A 16,230-nucleotide genomic window follows, 5' to 3' on the forward strand; every position below is an offset into this window, starting at 1 on the left:
AGCCGCGATCGTTCAGTTCGCGTCGTCGAGCGTCGGGCCGTCCCAGCCGTCGAGGAATTTCGGCAGCGCGTCCACGACGTCGATCACGCGGTGCCGGTAGAACAGGTGCATCGTCGGCTGCAGGTCGCCGGGCAGTTGCCCGCCGTGCGCACGCGCGGCCAGGCTGTTCGGTACGACGCGCATGCCGAACCGGTTGGTGCCGCACACGATCTCGCCGCAGGACGCGCAATACATGCGCGACATCGACTTCGCCGGATGCGGGAACGTCGCATGGTCGCCCTCGACGGCCACCTGCTCCGGCGGCCACGCGGTCGCGGACAGCATCGGCGTGCCGTAGAAATCGCGGCAGGTCGCGCAATGGCAGTTCGCGCGCGCCGCCGGCTCGCCGCGCAACGTCACGGTGACGGTTCCGCACAGGCAACTCGCGGAATGCGTTCGGGTCATGTCGTCTCCTCGAAAAACGGAGGCGACAGTATAGGGGCATGCCTGCAACGTCGCCCGCATCGGCTGCGGGCGACGTTGCGGACGCAACGATCGCGGCGCGTCAGAACTTCTGGCGCAGGCCGAGGCTGACGATGGCCTGCGACCGCGAATCGGACGAGTGGCCGTTCGCCTTGTCGGACACCGACGCGGTCGCGGCCACCGGCCGGCCGAGCGCGTCGAGCGTCATGCCCGATGCGTGCTGGTACGCGCCGAGCAGGTACACGCTGGTACGCTTCGACAGGTCGTAGGTGGCGCCGAGCGTGACGTTGTGATACTGCGCGCGGTCGTCCACGCCGTCGACATCGCTGCCGCGCGTGTAGCTGTAGCCCGCGAACAGTTGCGTCTGCGGGCGCACGTTCCAGCGCGTGAACACGCCCGCGACGTTGAACGTCGCGTGGCCCGTGAACCGCGACTGGTCGCCGCTGCGGTACTGCACGTTGCTGTAGTTCACCCCGACGACGGCCGGGCCGAAATCGTAGGTCGCGCCGGTCGCGATGATCTGCTGCGACTGCGCGCTCGCATAGCCTTCGTTGATCGACGAGTTGAACAGCCCGTCGTCGGTGCTCTGCCACTTGCCGGCCGTCGGGTCGGTCGCGCCCGTCTTGCTGTTGTCCGATCGCTCGTAGCCGACGCCGACGCGCAGCGGGCCCGCCGCGTACGCCGCGCCGACGCTCCACGTGTTGCGCTGCTTCATGCTGCCCGGCTGGCTGCCGAAACCGTACAGCGCGCCGAACGTGAAACCCGAGTAGTTGGCGCTCGTGTACTTGATCGAGCTGTTGACGCGCGCCGTCTGGTCGAGGTCGTCGATATCGCCCGGGTGCGCGCCGAAGCCGCCGATGAACGACGACGGGCCGACCGGGCTCACGAAGTCGTTGAGCGACGTGTACTGGCGGCCGAGCGTGACCGTGCCGTAGCGGTCGCTGCCGAGGCCGACGAACGCCTGGCGGCCGAACTGGCGGCCGCCCTGGCCCGACGTGCCGTTCGTGATGTCGAAGCCGTTCTCGAGGACGAACAGCGCGCGCATCCCGCCGCCCAGATCCTCGGAACCCTTGATGCCCCAGCGGCTGCCGGACAGGTTGCCGGTCGTGAGCCCGACGTTCGAATGGCCGGTGTACGCGCCCGCGGAGCCGACCCGTTCGTTGCTGCGATAGGTCACGCCCGCGTCGACGATGCCGTACAGCGTGACGGAGCTTTGCGCGGCGGCGACGCCCGCGAGCGAGAGCAGCAGCGGGGCTGCGATCAGTTGCTTGTTCATGATTGTCGTGTCTCCGGGCGGTGAACCCGTTGTTCTGGCTGTCAGTTGCGAGTAGCGCGCGGGCGGCGAGATCCGCCGGCGGTGCGAGGCCGGCATCGTCCGCGCGCGACGACGCGGCGGGCATGCCCGCTGCGGCCGCCATGGTAGATGGAACCGGTTTCAATCTGAAGCGGAATAATGAAAAATGTTTATTGCCAAAATCGAGATAGTCGACCGGGCGGCCGTGTGCGCAGCGCGCCGTCCCTGTACAGCCCGGGCGGGCGCAGCCGATAATCGAGCGCGCCCCTTCCCTCGGGAGTTCCGTCATGCATGAAACGACCCTGCTGGTCTTCGCCGCCGTCGCCTTCGTCGGCATCGCGACACCCGGCCCGACCGTGCTGCTCGCGCTGACCAACGGCTCGCGCTACGGCGTGCGACGCGCGGCCTATGGCTTCGCGGGCGCGATGCTGTCCGATTTCGTGCTGATCGTCGCGGTCGCGCTCGGCCTCGGCGCGCTGCTGATGGCGTCGGCGTTCTGGTTCTCGGTCGTGAAGTGGCTCGGCGCCGCTTACCTCGCGTACGTCGGCATCCGGCTGCTGATGTCGAAGGGTTCGCTCGACGTCGCCGCCGCGCACGGTGAAACGGTATCCGGGCGCAACGCGTCGATCTTCGCGAAGAGTTTCCTCACGGCGGTGACGAACCCGAAGGGCTACCTGTTCTTCTCCGCGTTCCTGCCGCAGTTCCTCGATCCGTCCGCGCCGCTCGCGCCGCAATACGTCGCGCTCGCGGTCACCTTCGCGCTGCTCGACGGCGCGGTGATGTTCGGCTACGCGCTGCTCGGCGCACGCGCGGTGCGACTGCTGAAGCGCGCGGGCGCGCTGTGGCTCGAACGCACGTGCGGCGCGATGCTGCTCGCGCTCGCCGGGTCGCTGGCGCTGTACCGGCGTCATGCGACGTAGGGGCGGACACCGATGAAAATCGCCGCACCGCCCCGCTCCGGCTTTCCCGGCCTGTCGCTCCGCCAGCTCGAACGCGCCGACCTCGACGCGTGGTATGCGTACCTGTCGATGCCCGACGTCTTCCGCCACACGAGCTGGAACCTGCGCGCGCCCGACGATCTGCTGCCGCTGTTCGACACCATCGAATCGACCGACCCCGATTCGATCCGGCGTCTCGCCGTGATCGACGACGCATCGGGCGCGCTCGCCGGGACGATCGGCCTGCATACCGTCTCCACCGTGAACCGCTCGGCCGAGATCGCATACGATCTCGCGCCGTCGCACTGGGGGCGCGGGGTCGCGAGCGCGCTGTGCGCGGCCGTCACCGCGTGGGCCTTCGCGGACGGCGGCTTCATGCGCATGCAGGGCGTGGTGCTGACCGGCAACGCGGGCTCCGCTCGCGTGCTGCAGAAGTGCGGCTACCGCTACGAAGGGCTGTTGCGCGCGTACAGGATGGTGCGCGGCACACCGGGCGATTTCGCGATGTACGCGCGCCTCGCGACCGACTGACGCGCCACCCGCGGCTTCACGCCAAACCGCTCACGGCCTGCGGAATCGCACGTGCACGCGCACGTGCACGCCATTGGACGGCCTGCGCCGAATTGGCGACAATCGCCGTTCCCTTCCCCGACGATCCGCCATGAAAATCGCCGCGCTGTCCGACATCCACGGCAACCTCGCCGCGCTCGACGCGGTGCTCGACGACGTCCGCCGCCGCGGCGCTGACGTGATCGTCAATCTCGGCGACATCCTGTCGGGGGCGCTCCATCCGCCCGAAACGGCCGACCGCCTGATCGCGCTCGACCTGCCGACCATCAGGGGCAATCACGAACGGCAACTGCTCGACGGCGATCGCGAGTCGATGCGGCTGTCGGATCGCTGGGCGCACGACACGCTGCGCGCCGACCATCTCGAATGGATCGCCGCGCTGCCCGAGCGCGCGACGCTCGACGGCGACGTGTTGATGGTGCACGGCACGCCCGGCAGCGACCTCGCCTATTTCCTCGAAACCGTCACGCCCGACGGCTGCCGCGCGGCGACGCCCGCGGAAATCGCGCAACGCGCGGGCGACGAACCGGCATCGCTGATCCTGTGCGGCCACACGCACATCCCGCGTACGGCCCGACTCGACGATGGCCGGCTGGTCGTCAACCCGGGCAGCGTCGGGCTGCAGGCGTACGCGGACGACCTGCCGCACCCGCACCGCATCGAGACGGGTTCGCCGCATGCGCGCTACGCGATGGTGTCGCGCACGGCGGCCGGCTGGAACGTCGAATTTCATGCGGTCGAATACGACTGGCACACGGCGGCCGCCACCGCGGCATCGCGCGGGCGCGACGACTGGACCGTCGCGCTGCGCACCGGCCGGTGCTGACACGCGCCGCCCGCTGTTACTTCATTCACAGGAAAACCGCGCCACCATGCCCGTTCCGTCGCAACTGCTCTTCCTGCCCGGCGCATCGGGCAGCACCGCCTTCTGGCAACCGCTCGCCGGCAGCCTGACGCATCCGGCCGAGCGCCGGATCGTCGGCTATCCGGGTTTCGGCGACACGCCGCGCGATCCGGCCGTCGACGATTTCGACAGCCTCGTGCGTCATGTCCTGGAAACGATCGACCGGCCGACCGCCGTGATTGCGCAATCGATGGGCGGCGTGATCGCGATGCGCGCGGCGCTCGACAAGCCCGGCCTGGTCACGCACCTCGTACTGACAGTCACGTCCGGCGGGCTCGACATGGCAGGGCTCGGCGCGCAGGACTGGCGGGCCGGGTTCGCGCAAGCCAACCCGCAGCTGCCCGACTGGTTCCTGACGTTCCGTGCCGACCTGTCGCGGGAAATCGGCCGCATCGCGCAGCCGACGCTGCTGCTGTGGGGCGACGACGATCCGCTCAGCCCCGTCGCGGCCGGCCGGCGCCTGCTCGAGCGGCTGCCCGACGCGCAGCTGCACGTCGTGCCGGGCGGCCGGCACGATCTCGCGGCCGTGCACGCGGCGACGCTCGCGCCGCTCGTCGATGCGCATCTGCGGCGCGTGTGACGTCGCGCGCGTCGGCGTCGGCGTCAGTTTCCGCTACGGCTTCAGCACGAACCTGAAACCCCGCGGCTCACGCGCCGCCCCCCGTCACCCCGCATTGCGCAGCGTGAGCCGCGCCTCCAGCCCGCCGCCGTCCGCGCGGTTGTTCAGCGTGAGCGTGCCGCCCATCGCAAGCGCGAGTTGCCGCGCGATCGCGAGGCCGAGCCCCGTGCCGCCCGTCTCCCGGTTGCGCGACGTCTCCACGCGCCGGAACGGCTCGAACACCGCGTCGAGCTGATCGTCCGGAATGCCGGGCCCGCGGTCGAGCACGGCGATCACCGCGCCGCCGTCCGGCGCGGCGTGCACGTCGATCTCGGCCGCGCCCGCGAACTTCAGCGCGTTGTCGACGAGGTTGCCGACGATGCGGCGCAGCGCCTTCGGCCGCGTGACGAGCGCGAGCGGCGCGCGGCTGTGCAGCGCGACGTCCTGCCCCGCATCCGCGTAATCGCACACGATGCTGTCGAGCAGCGCATCGAGATCGATGCGGCGCGCGGCCTCCTCGGTGCCGTGCAGCGTCCGCGCATACGCCACGCCCTCCTTCACCAGATGCTCCATCTCGAGCAGGTCCTGGCGCAGCTTCGCGCCCTGCGTGTCGTCGTCCATCACATCGACGCGCAAGCGCATTCGCGTGATCGGCGTCTGCAGGTCGTGCGAGATCGACGCGAGGATCTGCATGCGCTCGGCCATGTACTGCGCGATGCGGTCCTGCATCGCGTTGAACGCCCGGGCGGCGCGCGCGACTTCCGACGGCCCGCCCTCGTTCAGCCGCTCGCCCTTCAGGTCGGGGCCGAGCGCATCGGCGGCCTGCGCGAGCTGCTTGAGCGGCCGCGTCGCGAGCCGCACCGCGAGCCAGCAGCACGCGGCCAGCACCGCGAGCTGCAGCAAGAGCACGACCGGCAGCCAGCCCGACAGCGGCACCGTCGACATCGGATGGATGTCGATCGTGAGCGGCGACCCGTCGGTCAGGCGCAGATGCACCTGCAGATGTTCACGGTCGCCGGGGATCGCGTTCGCGGTCAGCGGATAGTCGCCGCCGATGCCGTCGGAAATCGACCGCTCGACGCGCGCCGACAGCCTCGCTTCCGGCGGCGTGCCGGTCTCGCCGGGCCCGAGGATGAACGCATAGCTGCGCCGCGCCAGGCGCGGCAGCCAGGCGGCCCGCTCGGCCGGCGGCAGGTGGTCGAGCAGCGCGACGGAGCTTGCGACCTCGCGCTCGATGTAGCCCATCATCAGGTTGGTGGTCGCCTGGTCGCGCTCGGTCACCGTGAGCCAGAACGACAGCGTCTGCGCGAGCGCGAGGCCCACGCACAGGATCAACGCGAGCCGCGCGAACAGCGAGCGCGGCCAGTGCCACGAGGTCAACGTGCGCGCGCTCATGGCGTACCGTCGACGGCGGTCACGGCCGACGAGAACACGTAGCCCTCGTTGCGCAGCGTCTTGATGTAGCGCGGCTCGCGCGCGCCGTCGCGCAGGCGCTGGCGCAGCCGGCTCACGAGCAGGTCGATCGACCGGTCGAACGGGTCGGACTGCCGCCCCTGCGTGAGATTGAGCAACTGGTCGCGCGTCAGCACGCGCTGCGGGTTGTCGAGGAACACGCGCAGCAGCCGGTATTCGGCGCCGCTCAGCGCGACCAGCGTGCCGTCGGTATCGAGCAGGTGGCGTCCGGTCGTGTCGAGACGCCATTCGCCGAACGCGAGCATCGCGGCCGTTTCCGTCACCTGCATGCCGGGCGGCAGCATGCGTGCGCGCCGCAGCACCGAGCGGATCCGCGCGAGCAGTTCGCGCACCGCGAACGGCTTGGCGAGGTAGTCGTCGGCGCCCATCTCGAGGCCGATGATGCGGTCGGTTTCCTCGCCGCGCGCGGTCAGCATCAGCACGGGCACCGTGCGGAACTTGCCCGCGCGCAGGTCGCGGCACAGCGTGAGGCCGTCCTCGCCCGGCATCATCAGGTCGAGCACGATCAGGTCGGGCGCGCCGTCGTCCAGCACGTTGCGCATCTCGCGGCCGTTCGCGGCCAGCGATACGCGCATGCCGTTCTTCTCCAGATAATCCGCGATCAGTTCGCGGATCGCGCGATCGTCGTCGACGATCAGCACGTGGTCGATCTTGTCCATGGGTCGTTTCGGTATCGAGGTATCGATGAGTCGAGGCAGGCGATGTCCGCTTTTATACCGCACGGCGGGCGCGCGTTTGTATCCCAATGTATCGCGCCGCCGTGACGACACACAACATTGCACACGCGCGGCTTGCCGGACACATCGCAGATACGTCGGCGCCGCCTAATGGGGCCTGTCGAAACCCGTCCGGCCGCCGCCTCCGAGCGGCGGCCTCCCGCTCAGGAGAACGCCATGCTGCCCCGACTCAAGACCGCCGCCCTCGTCATCGCCCTCGCCGCCACGGCCGGGCTCGCCGCGTTCGCCGGCACCCGCGACGATGCGAGCATGCCGGCCTCGCAGGCCGGGACGGCGGCACCGGATTTCACGGGCATCGACCGCTGGCACAACAGCGCGCCGCTGACGCTCGGCCAGTTGCGCGGCAAGGTCGTGCTCGTCGATTTCTGGACGTACTCGTGCATCAACTGCATTCATACGATTCCGTACGTGAAGGAATGGGACCGCAAGTATCGCGACCAGGGGCTCGTGGTGGTCGGCGTGCATACGCCCGAGTATCCGTTCGAGCGCGACGCGGGCAACGTCGCCGATGCGATCAGGCGCTTCGGCATCCGGTACCCGGTCGCGCAGGACAACCGCTACGACACGTGGCGCGCGTACGGCAACCAGTACTGGCCCGCGCTGTACCTGATCGACGCGAGCGGAAAGGTCGTCTATACGCGCTATGGCGAAGGCGCGTACGACAAGACCGAGGCCGCGATTCGCGATGCGCTCGCGCAGGCGGGAGAAGGCACGAAGGGTGCGACGCGCACGCAATGACGGGCGCCGGTGCGCGGGCGTGGCACGCGCCCGCGCGCCGCCGGGGTCACGGCGTGCACGCCGCTTGCGCGTCACGCGCGTCACGCGCATCACGCGCGTTTCGCGTCGGCCGCCGCGAGCATCGCCTCCCCGATCGCGAGGCTGCCCTCCGCGACCAGCGCTTCGCCCGCGCCGCGGATATCGGCTTCGTCCTTGTTCTGCCCGAGCTTGCGCTTGCCGACGAGCCGCGTGATCTCGATCTGCAGCCCGACGATCGACGCCAGCATCCTGTCGATGTAGTCCTTCGGCGCGTCGCCCATCTTCCACGGCACCGGCTGCGACGCCTCGTGCGTGCGCGTCAGCCGCGCGACCACGCCGCGCACGAACTTCTCGTCGTCGCGCACCGTGATGCGGCCGTGCGCGTGCACGACCACGTAGTTCCAGGTCGGCACCTGCCGGTGCGCCACGTGCTTGCTCGGATACCAGGTCGGCGAGATGTAGGCGTCGCCCGCGCGGAAGATCGCGAGCACCTCGTCGCCGCTCGCGACGTCCTGCCAGACCGGATTCGCGCGCGAGACGTGCGCGTGCAGCTCGCCGAGCCCGCCGTCGTCGGGCAGCAGTTCGAACGGAATGTGGTTCGCGTCGAGTCCGTTCCTGCCGTGCGTGATCAGGCTGCCGAACGGATGCTGCACGATCAGCTCGCGCATCGCGTCGGGGTCGGGCTCGTTGAATTCGGCGGGGACGTACATGTCGGCTCCACGGTCATGCGGGGTTGGAAACGGCGCGGGCGCGAGCCCGTCACCCGCCGATTGTGACTTCAAACTGGTTTATGCTGTAGAGCCGGTTTGGAACAATTTCAGCAGACCAGAATCATGGCAAGAACGACCCGGATCGTCGAAATCCCGTCGCTCGGCGCGCTCGACCGCGCGGCCGGCGACCTGAGCCGCCAGCTCGCGCAGGCGCTGCGCGAAGCCGTGCGTCGCGGCGACGTCCGGCCGGGCGACGCGCTCCCGTCCACGCGGCTGCTCGCCACGTCGCTGCAGGTTGCCCGCGGCACCGTCGTCGATGCGTATGCGCAGCTCATCGCCGAAGGCTTTCTCGAATCGCGCGGCGGCGCGGGCACGCGGGTCGCGAACGCGCTCGCGGAACCGCCGCCCGGCCCCGAACCCGCGCCGCCCGCGCCACGACGGCGCGCGGCCCACGCCGGGCTGCCCGAGCCGGCCGCCGCCTTCGCGCGGATCGCCCGCGAATTCCGTCCGCTGCCGGCGATGCCGTTCGCGATCTCGGTGCCGATCGGCCTCACCGCGCCCGACGACATCTGGCGCCGGCTCGGCAACCGCCTGCGCGCGCGCGGCGCCGGCGCGCCGTCCGGCTATGCCGATCCGCAAGGCGCGCTGCCGCTGCGCGAAGCGATCGCCGACTACGTGCGCCGTTCGCGCTCGGTGCGCTGCGAGGCCGGCCAGGTCGTGATCACGAGCGGCACGCAGCAGGGGCTGCACCTCGCGAGCCAGCTGCTGCTCGGCGCGGGCGACCGGGCCTGGGTCGAGAACCCGGCCTATCGCGGCATCACCGCGCTGCTCGAGAGCACCGGGCGACACGACGCGATGGTGCGCGTGCCGGTCGACGCCGACGGCCTCGACGTCGACGCCGGCATCCGCCTCGCGCCCGATGCGCGCGCCGCGTTCGTCACGCCGTCGCACCAGTATCCGCTCGGCATGCCGCTCAGCATGGCGCGGCGCAATGCGCTGCTCGCGTGGGCGCGTGCACGCCACGCGTGGGTGGTCGAGGACGACTACGACAGCGAGCTGCGCTACGAAGGCTATCCGTTCCCGTCGCTGCAGGGTCTCGACCCCGATCGCGTGATCTACCTCGGCACGTTCAGCAAGATCCTGTTTCCGTCGCTGCGGCTCGGCTACGTGATCGCCCCCCACGATCTCGTGCCCGCGTTCTGCGGCGCGCGCGCACTGATGGATCGCCATGTGCCGACCGCCGACCAGCACGTGCTGGCCGCGTTCATCGCGGAAGGCCATCTCGACCGCCACATCCGCCGCGTGCGCGGTGTGTATGCGGAGCAGCGCGCGCTGCTGATCGACACGCTCGGTGCGCGGCTGCCGCGCGAACGCGCGTGGGTGCAGCCGGGCGATCAGGGGATGCACGTCGTGCTGTGGCTCGCGGACGGCATCGACGATCTCGACGTGGTCGAGCGCGCCGCGCAAGCCGGCGTCGCGGTGCGCGCGGTGTCGCCGATGTTCGCGCCGGGCACGGCCCGCCCGGGGCTCGTGCTGGGCTTCGGCGGGTTCGGCCGCGCGCAGATGGAAGCGGCCGCGCAGCGGCTCGCGGACGTCGTATCGTCAGCGGAATCGCGGCGGCGGGTGCCGCAAAAGGTTGTCGACGGGCAACAAACGTAATCGTCTGTAAATCCTGCAAGCAAACGGCCGTTTTAGCGGGCGTCGCCCGTGGGTCGTTTGCTAGGATCGCGCCTCCTCCATCCGCGCTCCTGCCGCCTTGAACCGCTTCGTGCCGCTTCTTCGAGACGCGTGGCTCCGTTGCCGCGCCCGCGTCGCACCGCTGGCCGCCGCCAGCCGCGCGCGCATCCGCGCGCTGTGCGCCGGCGCATGGCATCGCCTGCGCCATCCGACGCGCCGCGGCGTCGCGCTGACGCTCGCCGCGATCCCGCTGGTCGGCCTGCTGGTGCTGCTCGCGTTCGTGCCGTTCACGCCGAGCATCGGCGACATCCGCAAGGCCCGCATCGACCGCCCCGCGCGCGTGCTGTCGGCCGACGGCCAGGTCATCGCCGAATTCCGGCCCGTCAACCGCGAATGGGTGCCGCTCAAGCAGATCTCGCCGCATATGGTCAACGCGCTGATCGCGACCGAGGACCACCGCTTCTACGCGCATCACGGCATCGACTGGCGCCGCACGCTCGCGGCCGGGCTGCATACGTTCTCGGGCAGCCGCCAGGGCGGCTCGACGATCACGCAGCAACTCGCGCGCAACCTGTACCCGGACGAAGTCGGCCGCGCACCGACGCTCACGCGCAAGGTGAAGGAGCTGATCACCGCGTTCAAGATCGAGACGGTGTACAGCAAGGACGAGATTCTCGAGACCTACCTGAACACCGTGCCGTTCCTGTACAACGCGTACGGCGTCGAGATGGCCGCGCGTACCTACTTCGGCAAATCGGCCGACCAGCTCGACATCGTCGAAAGCGCGACGCTCGTCGGGATGCTGAAGGGCAACAGCTACTACAACCCGGTGCTGAATCCGGAACGCGCGGTCCAGCGCCGCAACATCGTGCTCGCGCGGATGGCGGCGATGGGCATGCTGTCGCCGCGGCAGCTCGCGCAATTGCAGCGCCGGCCGCTGCGCGTCGACTTCGAGCCGCAAACCGCTCAGCCGGGCCCGGCTCCGCACTTCGCGGTGCAGCTGCGCAAGTGGCTGATCGCCTGGACCGACCGCAACAACTACGACCTCTACTCGGACGGCCTCGTCGTGCGCACGACGCTCGATGCGCAACTGCAGGACATGGCGACGCAAGCGCTGACGCAGCAAACCGATCGCCTGCAGGCAGTCGCCGACAGCGCATGGCGCGGCCCGTCCGGCTGCGGGCTGCGCAACGACCTGTTCCGCGGCTTCATCCGGCAGACGCCCGACTATCGCGACGCGCGCGCCGCTGGGCTCGCCGATGTCGCCGCGCTGAAGCAGCTCGGCGCGAATCGCGCGTTCATGCATGCGTTGTGCGAACGCAAGACGCAGGTGCAGGCCGGCTTCGTCGCGATCGACCCGCGCAACGGCGCGATTCGCGCATGGGTCGGCAGCCCCGACTTCGGCAGCGAGCCGTTCGATCACGTAGTGCAGGCGCGGCGCCAGCCGGGTTCGACGTTCAAGCCGTTCGTCTATGGCGCCGCGTTCGCGGACGGCATGCGGCCGGGCGACACGTTCGTCGATCGCCCCGTCGCGATCCCGATCGGCACGCACGCGGTGTGGCGTCCGACCGACGCCGAGCCGCCGACCGACGCACCGATGACGCTGCGCGACGCGCTCGCGCTGTCGCGCAACCGCATCACCGCGCAGGTGATGCAGCGCGAAGGCGCGGCCAGGGTCGCGCAGCTCGCGCGCGCGATGGGCGTGCGCGAAAGCCCGCTCGACGCGGTACCGTCGCTCGCGCTCGGCACGAGCCCCGTCACGCTGAAGGAAATGGTGTCCGCCTACGGGACGATCGCGAATCGCGGCGTATACGTCGCGCCGCAGATGATCACGCGCATCGAGGATCGCGACGGCAAGGTGCTCGCCGCGTTCAACAGCGCACCGCCCGAACGCGCGTTGCCGGTGGCCGCCGCGCAGACGCTGGTCGACGTGATGCGCGGCGTCGTCGATTACGGGACCGGCGAGGACATCCGTTCGCGCTACGGGATCCGCGTCGACGTCGCCGGCAAGACCGGCACGACGCAGGACAACACGGACGGCTGGTTCATCCTGATGCATCCGCAACTGGTGGCCGGCGCGTGGGTCGGCTTCGACGACGGCAACGTGACGCTGCGCAGCGACTACTGGGGCGCGGGCGCGCACAGCGCGTTGCCGATCGTCGGGGCGTTCTACGATGCGGCACTGCGTACGCGCGCGATCGATCCGCGTGCGCAGTTCTCGCCCGACTTCCGGCCGCGCAGCGCACCGGCGCCGGCGCCGAAACGGCGTCCGCACCCCGGCCTGTTCGACTGGCTGAGGTTCTTCCACTGATCGTCGTGCCGGCACGCCACGCCGGCATGGACGACGGCGGCCCCGGCTACCGCCGCGTCGTCGTCGCGTGCCCGTCCGCATACAGCCATACGGGTACGCCGTCGTAGCGCAACGCGGCGACCGGTTCGCCCATGCTCCAGTTCTGCGCGACCTCGACACGACGGACGTACCACGGCATCAACGTCGTGTGCCCGGCAGCGGCGTCGGGATTGTCGTCGAACAGCGCTTCGTCGCCGAGCCGCGTGTAACGCGCCGGATGCAGCACGGTGCCGTCCGCGCGAAACACCGTCGCCCGCACGTCGTCACCGCTCTCGTCCTGCACGCAGGCCAGCCAGCCGTGATCGGCGCCCCAGAACAGGCCGGCCATGTCGTCGTAGCGCCCCTGCACGACCGTCGCGCCCGTCTCGAGATCGCAGATCGCAAACTTCACCGGCTCGCCCGGCAGCACGCCGATCGCGTAACGCGTGAACAGTTCGCCCGGCACGGCTTCGTCATCGGGCAACCACGGCAGCGCCCCCATGTTGACGAAATCGAACGGCGTCAGCACGTGGCCCTGCCCGTCCACGATCGCGCAACGCCCGTCGTCGCGCCGCACGATATGGCGGATCGCGCCAAGCTCGGACAGCATGTCCGTCCGTTCGTCGTCGGTCAGCGTGGCGATTTCCGCGTAATGCGGCTCGACGACGACCCGGCCTTTCGCATCGACCAGGCCGACATGGCCGTTGCGCCACGCGAGGAAGGCGCCGCATTCGGACGACCATTCGAGCGCGGCCCACTCGGGCGGCGCGCGCCATTGCCCGTCGCGCCCGATCAGCCCCCACTGCTCGCCTTCGGATACCGCCGCGACGGCGCCGTTCACGAATTCGTGTGCATCGTCGAAGCGCGGCGGAATCACCCACGCACCGTGCGTGTCGACGAAGCCCCAGCGGCCGTCCAGGCTCGCGGACGCAACCCCGCCGGTGAATTCGCCGAAATCGTCGAGCGACGGTTCGAGCACCCACGTTCCGTCCGTGCCCACGAGCCCGAACCGCTCGCCGACGCGCACGCACGCGACGTCGCCGCTGAAATCCCACACGGCGTCGAACGCCGGTTCGCGCACGATCCGCATCTCGTCGCCACCACCGTCGCCATCACCATCGGCAAACAGCAGGCCGACCTTCCCGTCGCGCGCGGCCCACAGCAACCGGCGATCGCGCGCGCCGCTCGTCCACAGGTTCGTCCACTCGGGCGGCACGATCACGCGCCACGCGTCGTCGACTTCCCGCCGCACGCCCCACAGGCCGTTGCGCGCGCGAAAGCTGAACGTGCCGTAGCCGAGCCAGTTGCCGTGCACTTCACCGGCGTCGAACATCTCGGCAAACGCCACGCCGCGCGGCGGCTCCTGTCGCTGGAAATAGTGATGCGACACGCCGCCGAACCCGAAGCCCCACGCCCAGTCGCGCCAGTCGGCGGGCGTATCGATCTCGAGCACGTCGCGCACGCCGCGCACGTCTCGGAAATCCATGCAGTTCGCGACCCGCCACCACAGGCGCGTGCAGTTGTCGCGCTCCTCGCGGATGTATTCGTCCGGATCGCCGCCGTCGAGCCACGACAGTTCGTCGAGATTCGCGGACAGCCGCGGTGCGCCATGCGCATCGCCGAACGCATCGATCGACTCGCCGAGGTGACGCACGAGCGCATCGAACTGGCGCGCGAGCGCCGGATCGTCGCCGGGCAGCGGATACGCGACGACGAACGACGCGAGCCGGCTGAGTCGCGCATGCGCCGCGCGTGCATCGCTGGCGAGGTTCGGCGTGCCGGCGTCGCCGAACACGCGCTGATCCGTTATCGCGTCGCCCGCGCCGCCGTCGGCCAGCAGCACGCGCCACAGCAGCGGAAAGTGATTGTTGGATTCCGCGAACTCGATCGTTCGCGCGTCGTCGCCGTCACCGGCCTGGAGATAGAGCCATGCTCGATTGCCCATCGGAAGGGTCGCCCTCGTCGTCGTGTCGTCGTGTATCGCGGTACGTCGGCTCGCACGCCGTCAGCGTGCCGCGGCCGGCGGCGAATCGCCGCGGCGCGCGACCCGATACAGCTCGGTGCCGTCGACCTGGAAGCCCTGCACCGTGCGCAGCAGGACGCCCGTGGTCGAATGCTTCGTGGTGAAGCTGTTGCCCGTGATCGACGTGACCTGATACGGCGAGCCGATCGGCATCTTGATCAGCTCGCCGCCCGGCACCTCGAGCACACAGGCGCCCGGCGGCGCCTTGTCAGGGCCGTCGGTTTCCAGCTCGGCCTCTTGCGTCGGTGCCGTTTCGACACTCCATTGGCCGGCGTCGCGCCCGCGCAGCACGATCTTGCCGCCCACTTTCTCGACGCGCAGCGTCGCCGGCTTGCCGGCGGCCGGCGCGTAATCGCCGAGCAGCCCGTCGCAGGCACTGCCGGCTCGCGCGGACATCGAGACGAACAACATCAGACAGAAAACAGGAATACGCACGGCGGGCCTCTCAGGATTCGAATTGTTGTCGGAATGCCGGCGCGGGCGCGCACGGCGGCAGCGGCACGACCGGGTGCCGCCGGACGCCAATATAGCGAACGCGACCGACGTGCGCCAGCCCGCAAGGCTGCATTTCCACCTGAACGAAGTACCGGCCGGCCGATGTGGCAGGCAATGCGCTCAACCGGTCGCGAGCGTCGCGGCCAGCGTGTCGAACTCCGGCGCCCACGCCGCGCGCCACGCGGCCTTCGTCGCATCGTCGACCCACGCGCCGTCGATCCCGTTCAGCATGAATTGCTTGAGATCGGCGACCGTAAAGCCGAAGTGGCTGAACATCAGCTCCCACGCCTCCGACGGGTTGACCTTGTGCAGCGTCGGATCGTCGGTGTTCGGATGGATCTTCAGCCCGAGGCCCGGCATCTTGCGCATCGGATGCCGTTCCGCCCATTGCTCCGGCGGCAGCGTGCGCAGGTAGTACGAATTCGTCGGCACGACGGTGAAGACGATCCCGCGTTCCGCGTAGCGCGCGCACAGCTCGGGGTTGTCGACGATCGTATAGCCGTGATCGACGCGATCGACCTGCAGCAGATCCACGGCCGTCTCGACGTTGCGCCACGGCATCCCGAACTCGCCCGCATGCGCGGTCGTGCGGAAACCGGCCGCGCGCGCATTGCGGTAAGCCTTCCAGAACAGCTCCGGCGGCCGGTCGTTCTCGCGATAGTCGATCCCGAGCCCCGCCACTTCGTCCGCGCGATGCGCCTTCATCCATTCGACGATCGCCACGGCCTCGTCCGGATCCTGCTCGCGGTCGATGCTCGGGATCAGGCGCGCGCCGATTCCGAAGTCGCGCGCGGCGTCGCGGATCGCCGTCACGATCGCGGCCTGCGCGTCCGCATACGCGATCCCCGACACCCGTACCGTGCCCGTCGGATTCCAGAAATATTCCGCATGCCGCACGTTGTGCGCGGCCGCATCCTCCAGATACTCGTAAGCGATGCGCCGCAGGTCGTCGGGCCGCGTGAGCAGATACTTGTCGAGCGCGCGCAGCACGTGCAGCACGCCGACCGGCTTCTCGCCGCGCGCATAGAACGCGTCGATCTCCGCGCGCTCGATCGGCGCGCCGCTGCGTTCCGCGAGCGCGACGAACGTGTCGTGCCGCACCGCGCCGAGCAGGTGGCAATGCAGCTCGACCTTCGGCAGCGCGTGGAAGAAGGCCCGATGGGCCGGCGTGATCTCGATGCCCGTGCGCGCGGCCGGGACGTTACCTGGTGTTGCCTTCATTGCAGTCTCGTTTTGGGTAGTGCCGATACGTCGCGAAAGCCGT

Annotated in this window: 15 protein-coding genes; 7 read left to right on the forward strand and 8 right to left on the reverse strand. The window is 69.9% G+C overall.

Features of this window, described 5'->3' with window-relative positions:
* Positions 1 to 12: 12 nt before the first annotated feature.
* Positions 13 to 444, reverse strand: a complete 432-nt coding sequence (locus tag ABIC51_RS34765) for a GFA family protein (RefSeq protein ID WP_027790561.1) — start codon at positions 442 to 444, stop codon at positions 13 to 15.
* A 100-nt stretch (positions 445 to 544) separates the two neighbouring features.
* Complete coding sequence (locus ABIC51_RS34770) at positions 545 to 1,738, reverse strand: porin (protein WP_175856220.1); 1,194 nt, start codon at positions 1,736 to 1,738, stop codon at positions 545 to 547.
* A 305-nt stretch (positions 1,739 to 2,043) separates the two neighbouring features.
* Between ABIC51_RS34770 and ABIC51_RS34775 the strand changes: the two genes are divergently transcribed.
* From ABIC51_RS34775 to ABIC51_RS34790, 4 genes are all read left to right on the forward strand, one after another.
* Positions 2,044 to 2,676, forward strand: a complete 633-nt coding sequence (locus tag ABIC51_RS34775) for a LysE family translocator (protein ID WP_027790559.1) — start codon at positions 2,044 to 2,046, stop codon at positions 2,674 to 2,676.
* Between the two features lie 12 nt (positions 2,677 to 2,688).
* Positions 2,689 to 3,225, forward strand: a complete 537-nt coding sequence (locus tag ABIC51_RS34780) for a GNAT family N-acetyltransferase (protein ID WP_175856223.1) — start codon at positions 2,689 to 2,691, stop codon at positions 3,223 to 3,225.
* A gap of 130 nt (positions 3,226 to 3,355) precedes the next feature.
* Positions 3,356 to 4,090 (forward strand): metallophosphoesterase family protein, encoded by a 735-nt coding sequence (locus ABIC51_RS34785; RefSeq protein ID WP_060372474.1) that lies wholly within the window; start codon positions 3,356 to 3,358, stop codon positions 4,088 to 4,090.
* Between the two features lie 46 nt (positions 4,091 to 4,136).
* A complete protein-coding gene (locus ABIC51_RS34790) occupies positions 4,137 to 4,748 on the forward strand; it encodes an alpha/beta fold hydrolase (RefSeq protein WP_059697075.1) in 612 nt (203 codons plus the stop codon).
* An 84-nt stretch (positions 4,749 to 4,832) separates the two neighbouring features.
* On the opposite strand, the gene ABIC51_RS34795 is transcribed toward ABIC51_RS34790, so the two are convergent.
* Both ABIC51_RS34795 and ABIC51_RS34800 read right to left on the reverse strand, forming a co-directional pair.
* Entirely contained in the window at positions 4,833 to 6,161 is a 1,329-nt protein-coding gene (locus tag ABIC51_RS34795; protein ID WP_175901027.1) for an ATP-binding protein, read from the reverse strand.
* Positions 6,158 to 6,898 (reverse strand): response regulator, encoded by a 741-nt coding sequence (locus ABIC51_RS34800; protein WP_021161177.1) that lies wholly within the window; start codon positions 6,896 to 6,898, stop codon positions 6,158 to 6,160. The genes ABIC51_RS34795 and ABIC51_RS34800 overlap by 4 nt, the downstream gene beginning before the upstream one ends.
* A gap of 234 nt (positions 6,899 to 7,132) precedes the next feature.
* Between ABIC51_RS34800 and ABIC51_RS34805 the strand changes: the two genes are divergently transcribed.
* Positions 7,133 to 7,714: a thioredoxin family protein gene (locus tag ABIC51_RS34805; RefSeq protein ID WP_027790553.1), complete on the forward strand. Its 582-nt coding sequence runs from the start codon at positions 7,133 to 7,135 to the stop codon at positions 7,712 to 7,714.
* 89 nt (positions 7,715 to 7,803) lie between these two features.
* Here ABIC51_RS34805 and ABIC51_RS34810 read toward each other — a convergent pair whose 3' ends face one another.
* Positions 7,804 to 8,442 (reverse strand): FMN-binding negative transcriptional regulator, encoded by a 639-nt coding sequence (locus tag ABIC51_RS34810; protein WP_175901024.1) that lies wholly within the window; start codon positions 8,440 to 8,442, stop codon positions 7,804 to 7,806.
* A gap of 123 nt (positions 8,443 to 8,565) precedes the next feature.
* Between ABIC51_RS34810 and pdxR the strand changes: the two genes are divergently transcribed.
* Together pdxR and ABIC51_RS34820 are read left to right on the forward strand one after the other, a co-directional pair.
* Positions 8,566 to 10,101 (forward strand): MocR-like pyridoxine biosynthesis transcription factor PdxR, encoded by a 1,536-nt coding sequence (pdxR, locus tag ABIC51_RS34815; protein WP_049097938.1) that lies wholly within the window; start codon positions 8,566 to 8,568, stop codon positions 10,099 to 10,101.
* Positions 10,102 to 10,198: 97 nt separating this feature from the next.
* Positions 10,199 to 12,430, forward strand: a complete 2,232-nt coding sequence (locus ABIC51_RS34820; protein WP_175901021.1) for a penicillin-binding protein 1A — start codon at positions 10,199 to 10,201, stop codon at positions 12,428 to 12,430.
* 46 nt (positions 12,431 to 12,476) lie between these two features.
* On the opposite strand, the gene ABIC51_RS34825 is transcribed toward ABIC51_RS34820, so the two are convergent.
* From ABIC51_RS34825 to add, 3 genes are all read right to left on the reverse strand, one after another.
* Entirely contained in the window at positions 12,477 to 14,393 is a 1,917-nt protein-coding gene (locus tag ABIC51_RS34825) for a WG repeat-containing protein (protein ID WP_175901006.1), read from the reverse strand.
* Positions 14,394 to 14,453: 60 nt separating this feature from the next.
* Positions 14,454 to 14,906: a hypothetical protein gene (locus ABIC51_RS34830; protein WP_226129438.1), complete on the reverse strand. Its 453-nt coding sequence runs from the start codon at positions 14,904 to 14,906 to the stop codon at positions 14,454 to 14,456.
* Between the two features lie 180 nt (positions 14,907 to 15,086).
* Positions 15,087 to 16,187, reverse strand: a complete 1,101-nt coding sequence (add, locus tag ABIC51_RS34835) for an adenosine deaminase (protein ID WP_124919929.1) — start codon at positions 16,185 to 16,187, stop codon at positions 15,087 to 15,089.
* Positions 16,188 to 16,230 lie beyond the last annotated feature (43 nt).

It is taken from the genome of Burkholderia sp. 572, assembly GCF_040545135.1.
In the GTDB taxonomy this organism is placed as follows: Bacteria; Pseudomonadota; Gammaproteobacteria; order Burkholderiales; family Burkholderiaceae; genus Burkholderia; species Burkholderia cepacia.

Bases quoted from the DNA above. Each gene is read 5' to 3' on its own strand.
- ABIC51_RS34765 (WP_027790561.1), bottom strand. From the start codon at position 444: ATGACCCGAACGCATTCCGCGAGTTGCCTGTGCGGAACCGTCACCGTG.
- ABIC51_RS34770 (WP_175856220.1), bottom strand. From the start codon at position 1,738: ATGAACAAGCAACTGATCGCAGCCCCGCTGCTGCTCTCGCTCGCGGGC.
- ABIC51_RS34775 (WP_027790559.1), top strand. From the start codon at position 2,044: ATGCATGAAACGACCCTGCTGGTCTTCGCCGCCGTCGCCTTCGTCGGC.
- ABIC51_RS34780 (WP_175856223.1), top strand. From the start codon at position 2,689: ATGAAAATCGCCGCACCGCCCCGCTCCGGCTTTCCCGGCCTGTCGCTC.
- ABIC51_RS34785 (WP_060372474.1), top strand. From the start codon at position 3,356: ATGAAAATCGCCGCGCTGTCCGACATCCACGGCAACCTCGCCGCGCTC.
- ABIC51_RS34790 (WP_059697075.1), top strand. From the start codon at position 4,137: ATGCCCGTTCCGTCGCAACTGCTCTTCCTGCCCGGCGCATCGGGCAGC.
- ABIC51_RS34795 (WP_175901027.1), bottom strand. From the start codon at position 6,161: ATGAGCGCGCGCACGTTGACCTCGTGGCACTGGCCGCGCTCGCTGTTC.
- ABIC51_RS34800 (WP_021161177.1), bottom strand. From the start codon at position 6,898: ATGGACAAGATCGACCACGTGCTGATCGTCGACGACGATCGCGCGATC.
- ABIC51_RS34805 (WP_027790553.1), top strand. From the start codon at position 7,133: ATGCTGCCCCGACTCAAGACCGCCGCCCTCGTCATCGCCCTCGCCGCC.
- ABIC51_RS34810 (WP_175901024.1), bottom strand. From the start codon at position 8,442: ATGTACGTCCCCGCCGAATTCAACGAGCCCGACCCCGACGCGATGCGC.
- pdxR (WP_049097938.1), top strand. From the start codon at position 8,566: ATGGCAAGAACGACCCGGATCGTCGAAATCCCGTCGCTCGGCGCGCTC.
- ABIC51_RS34825 (WP_175901006.1), bottom strand. From the start codon at position 14,393: ATGGGCAATCGAGCATGGCTCTATCTCCAGGCCGGTGACGGCGACGAC.
- add (WP_124919929.1), bottom strand. From the start codon at position 16,187: ATGAAGGCAACACCAGGTAACGTCCCGGCCGCGCGCACGGGCATCGAG.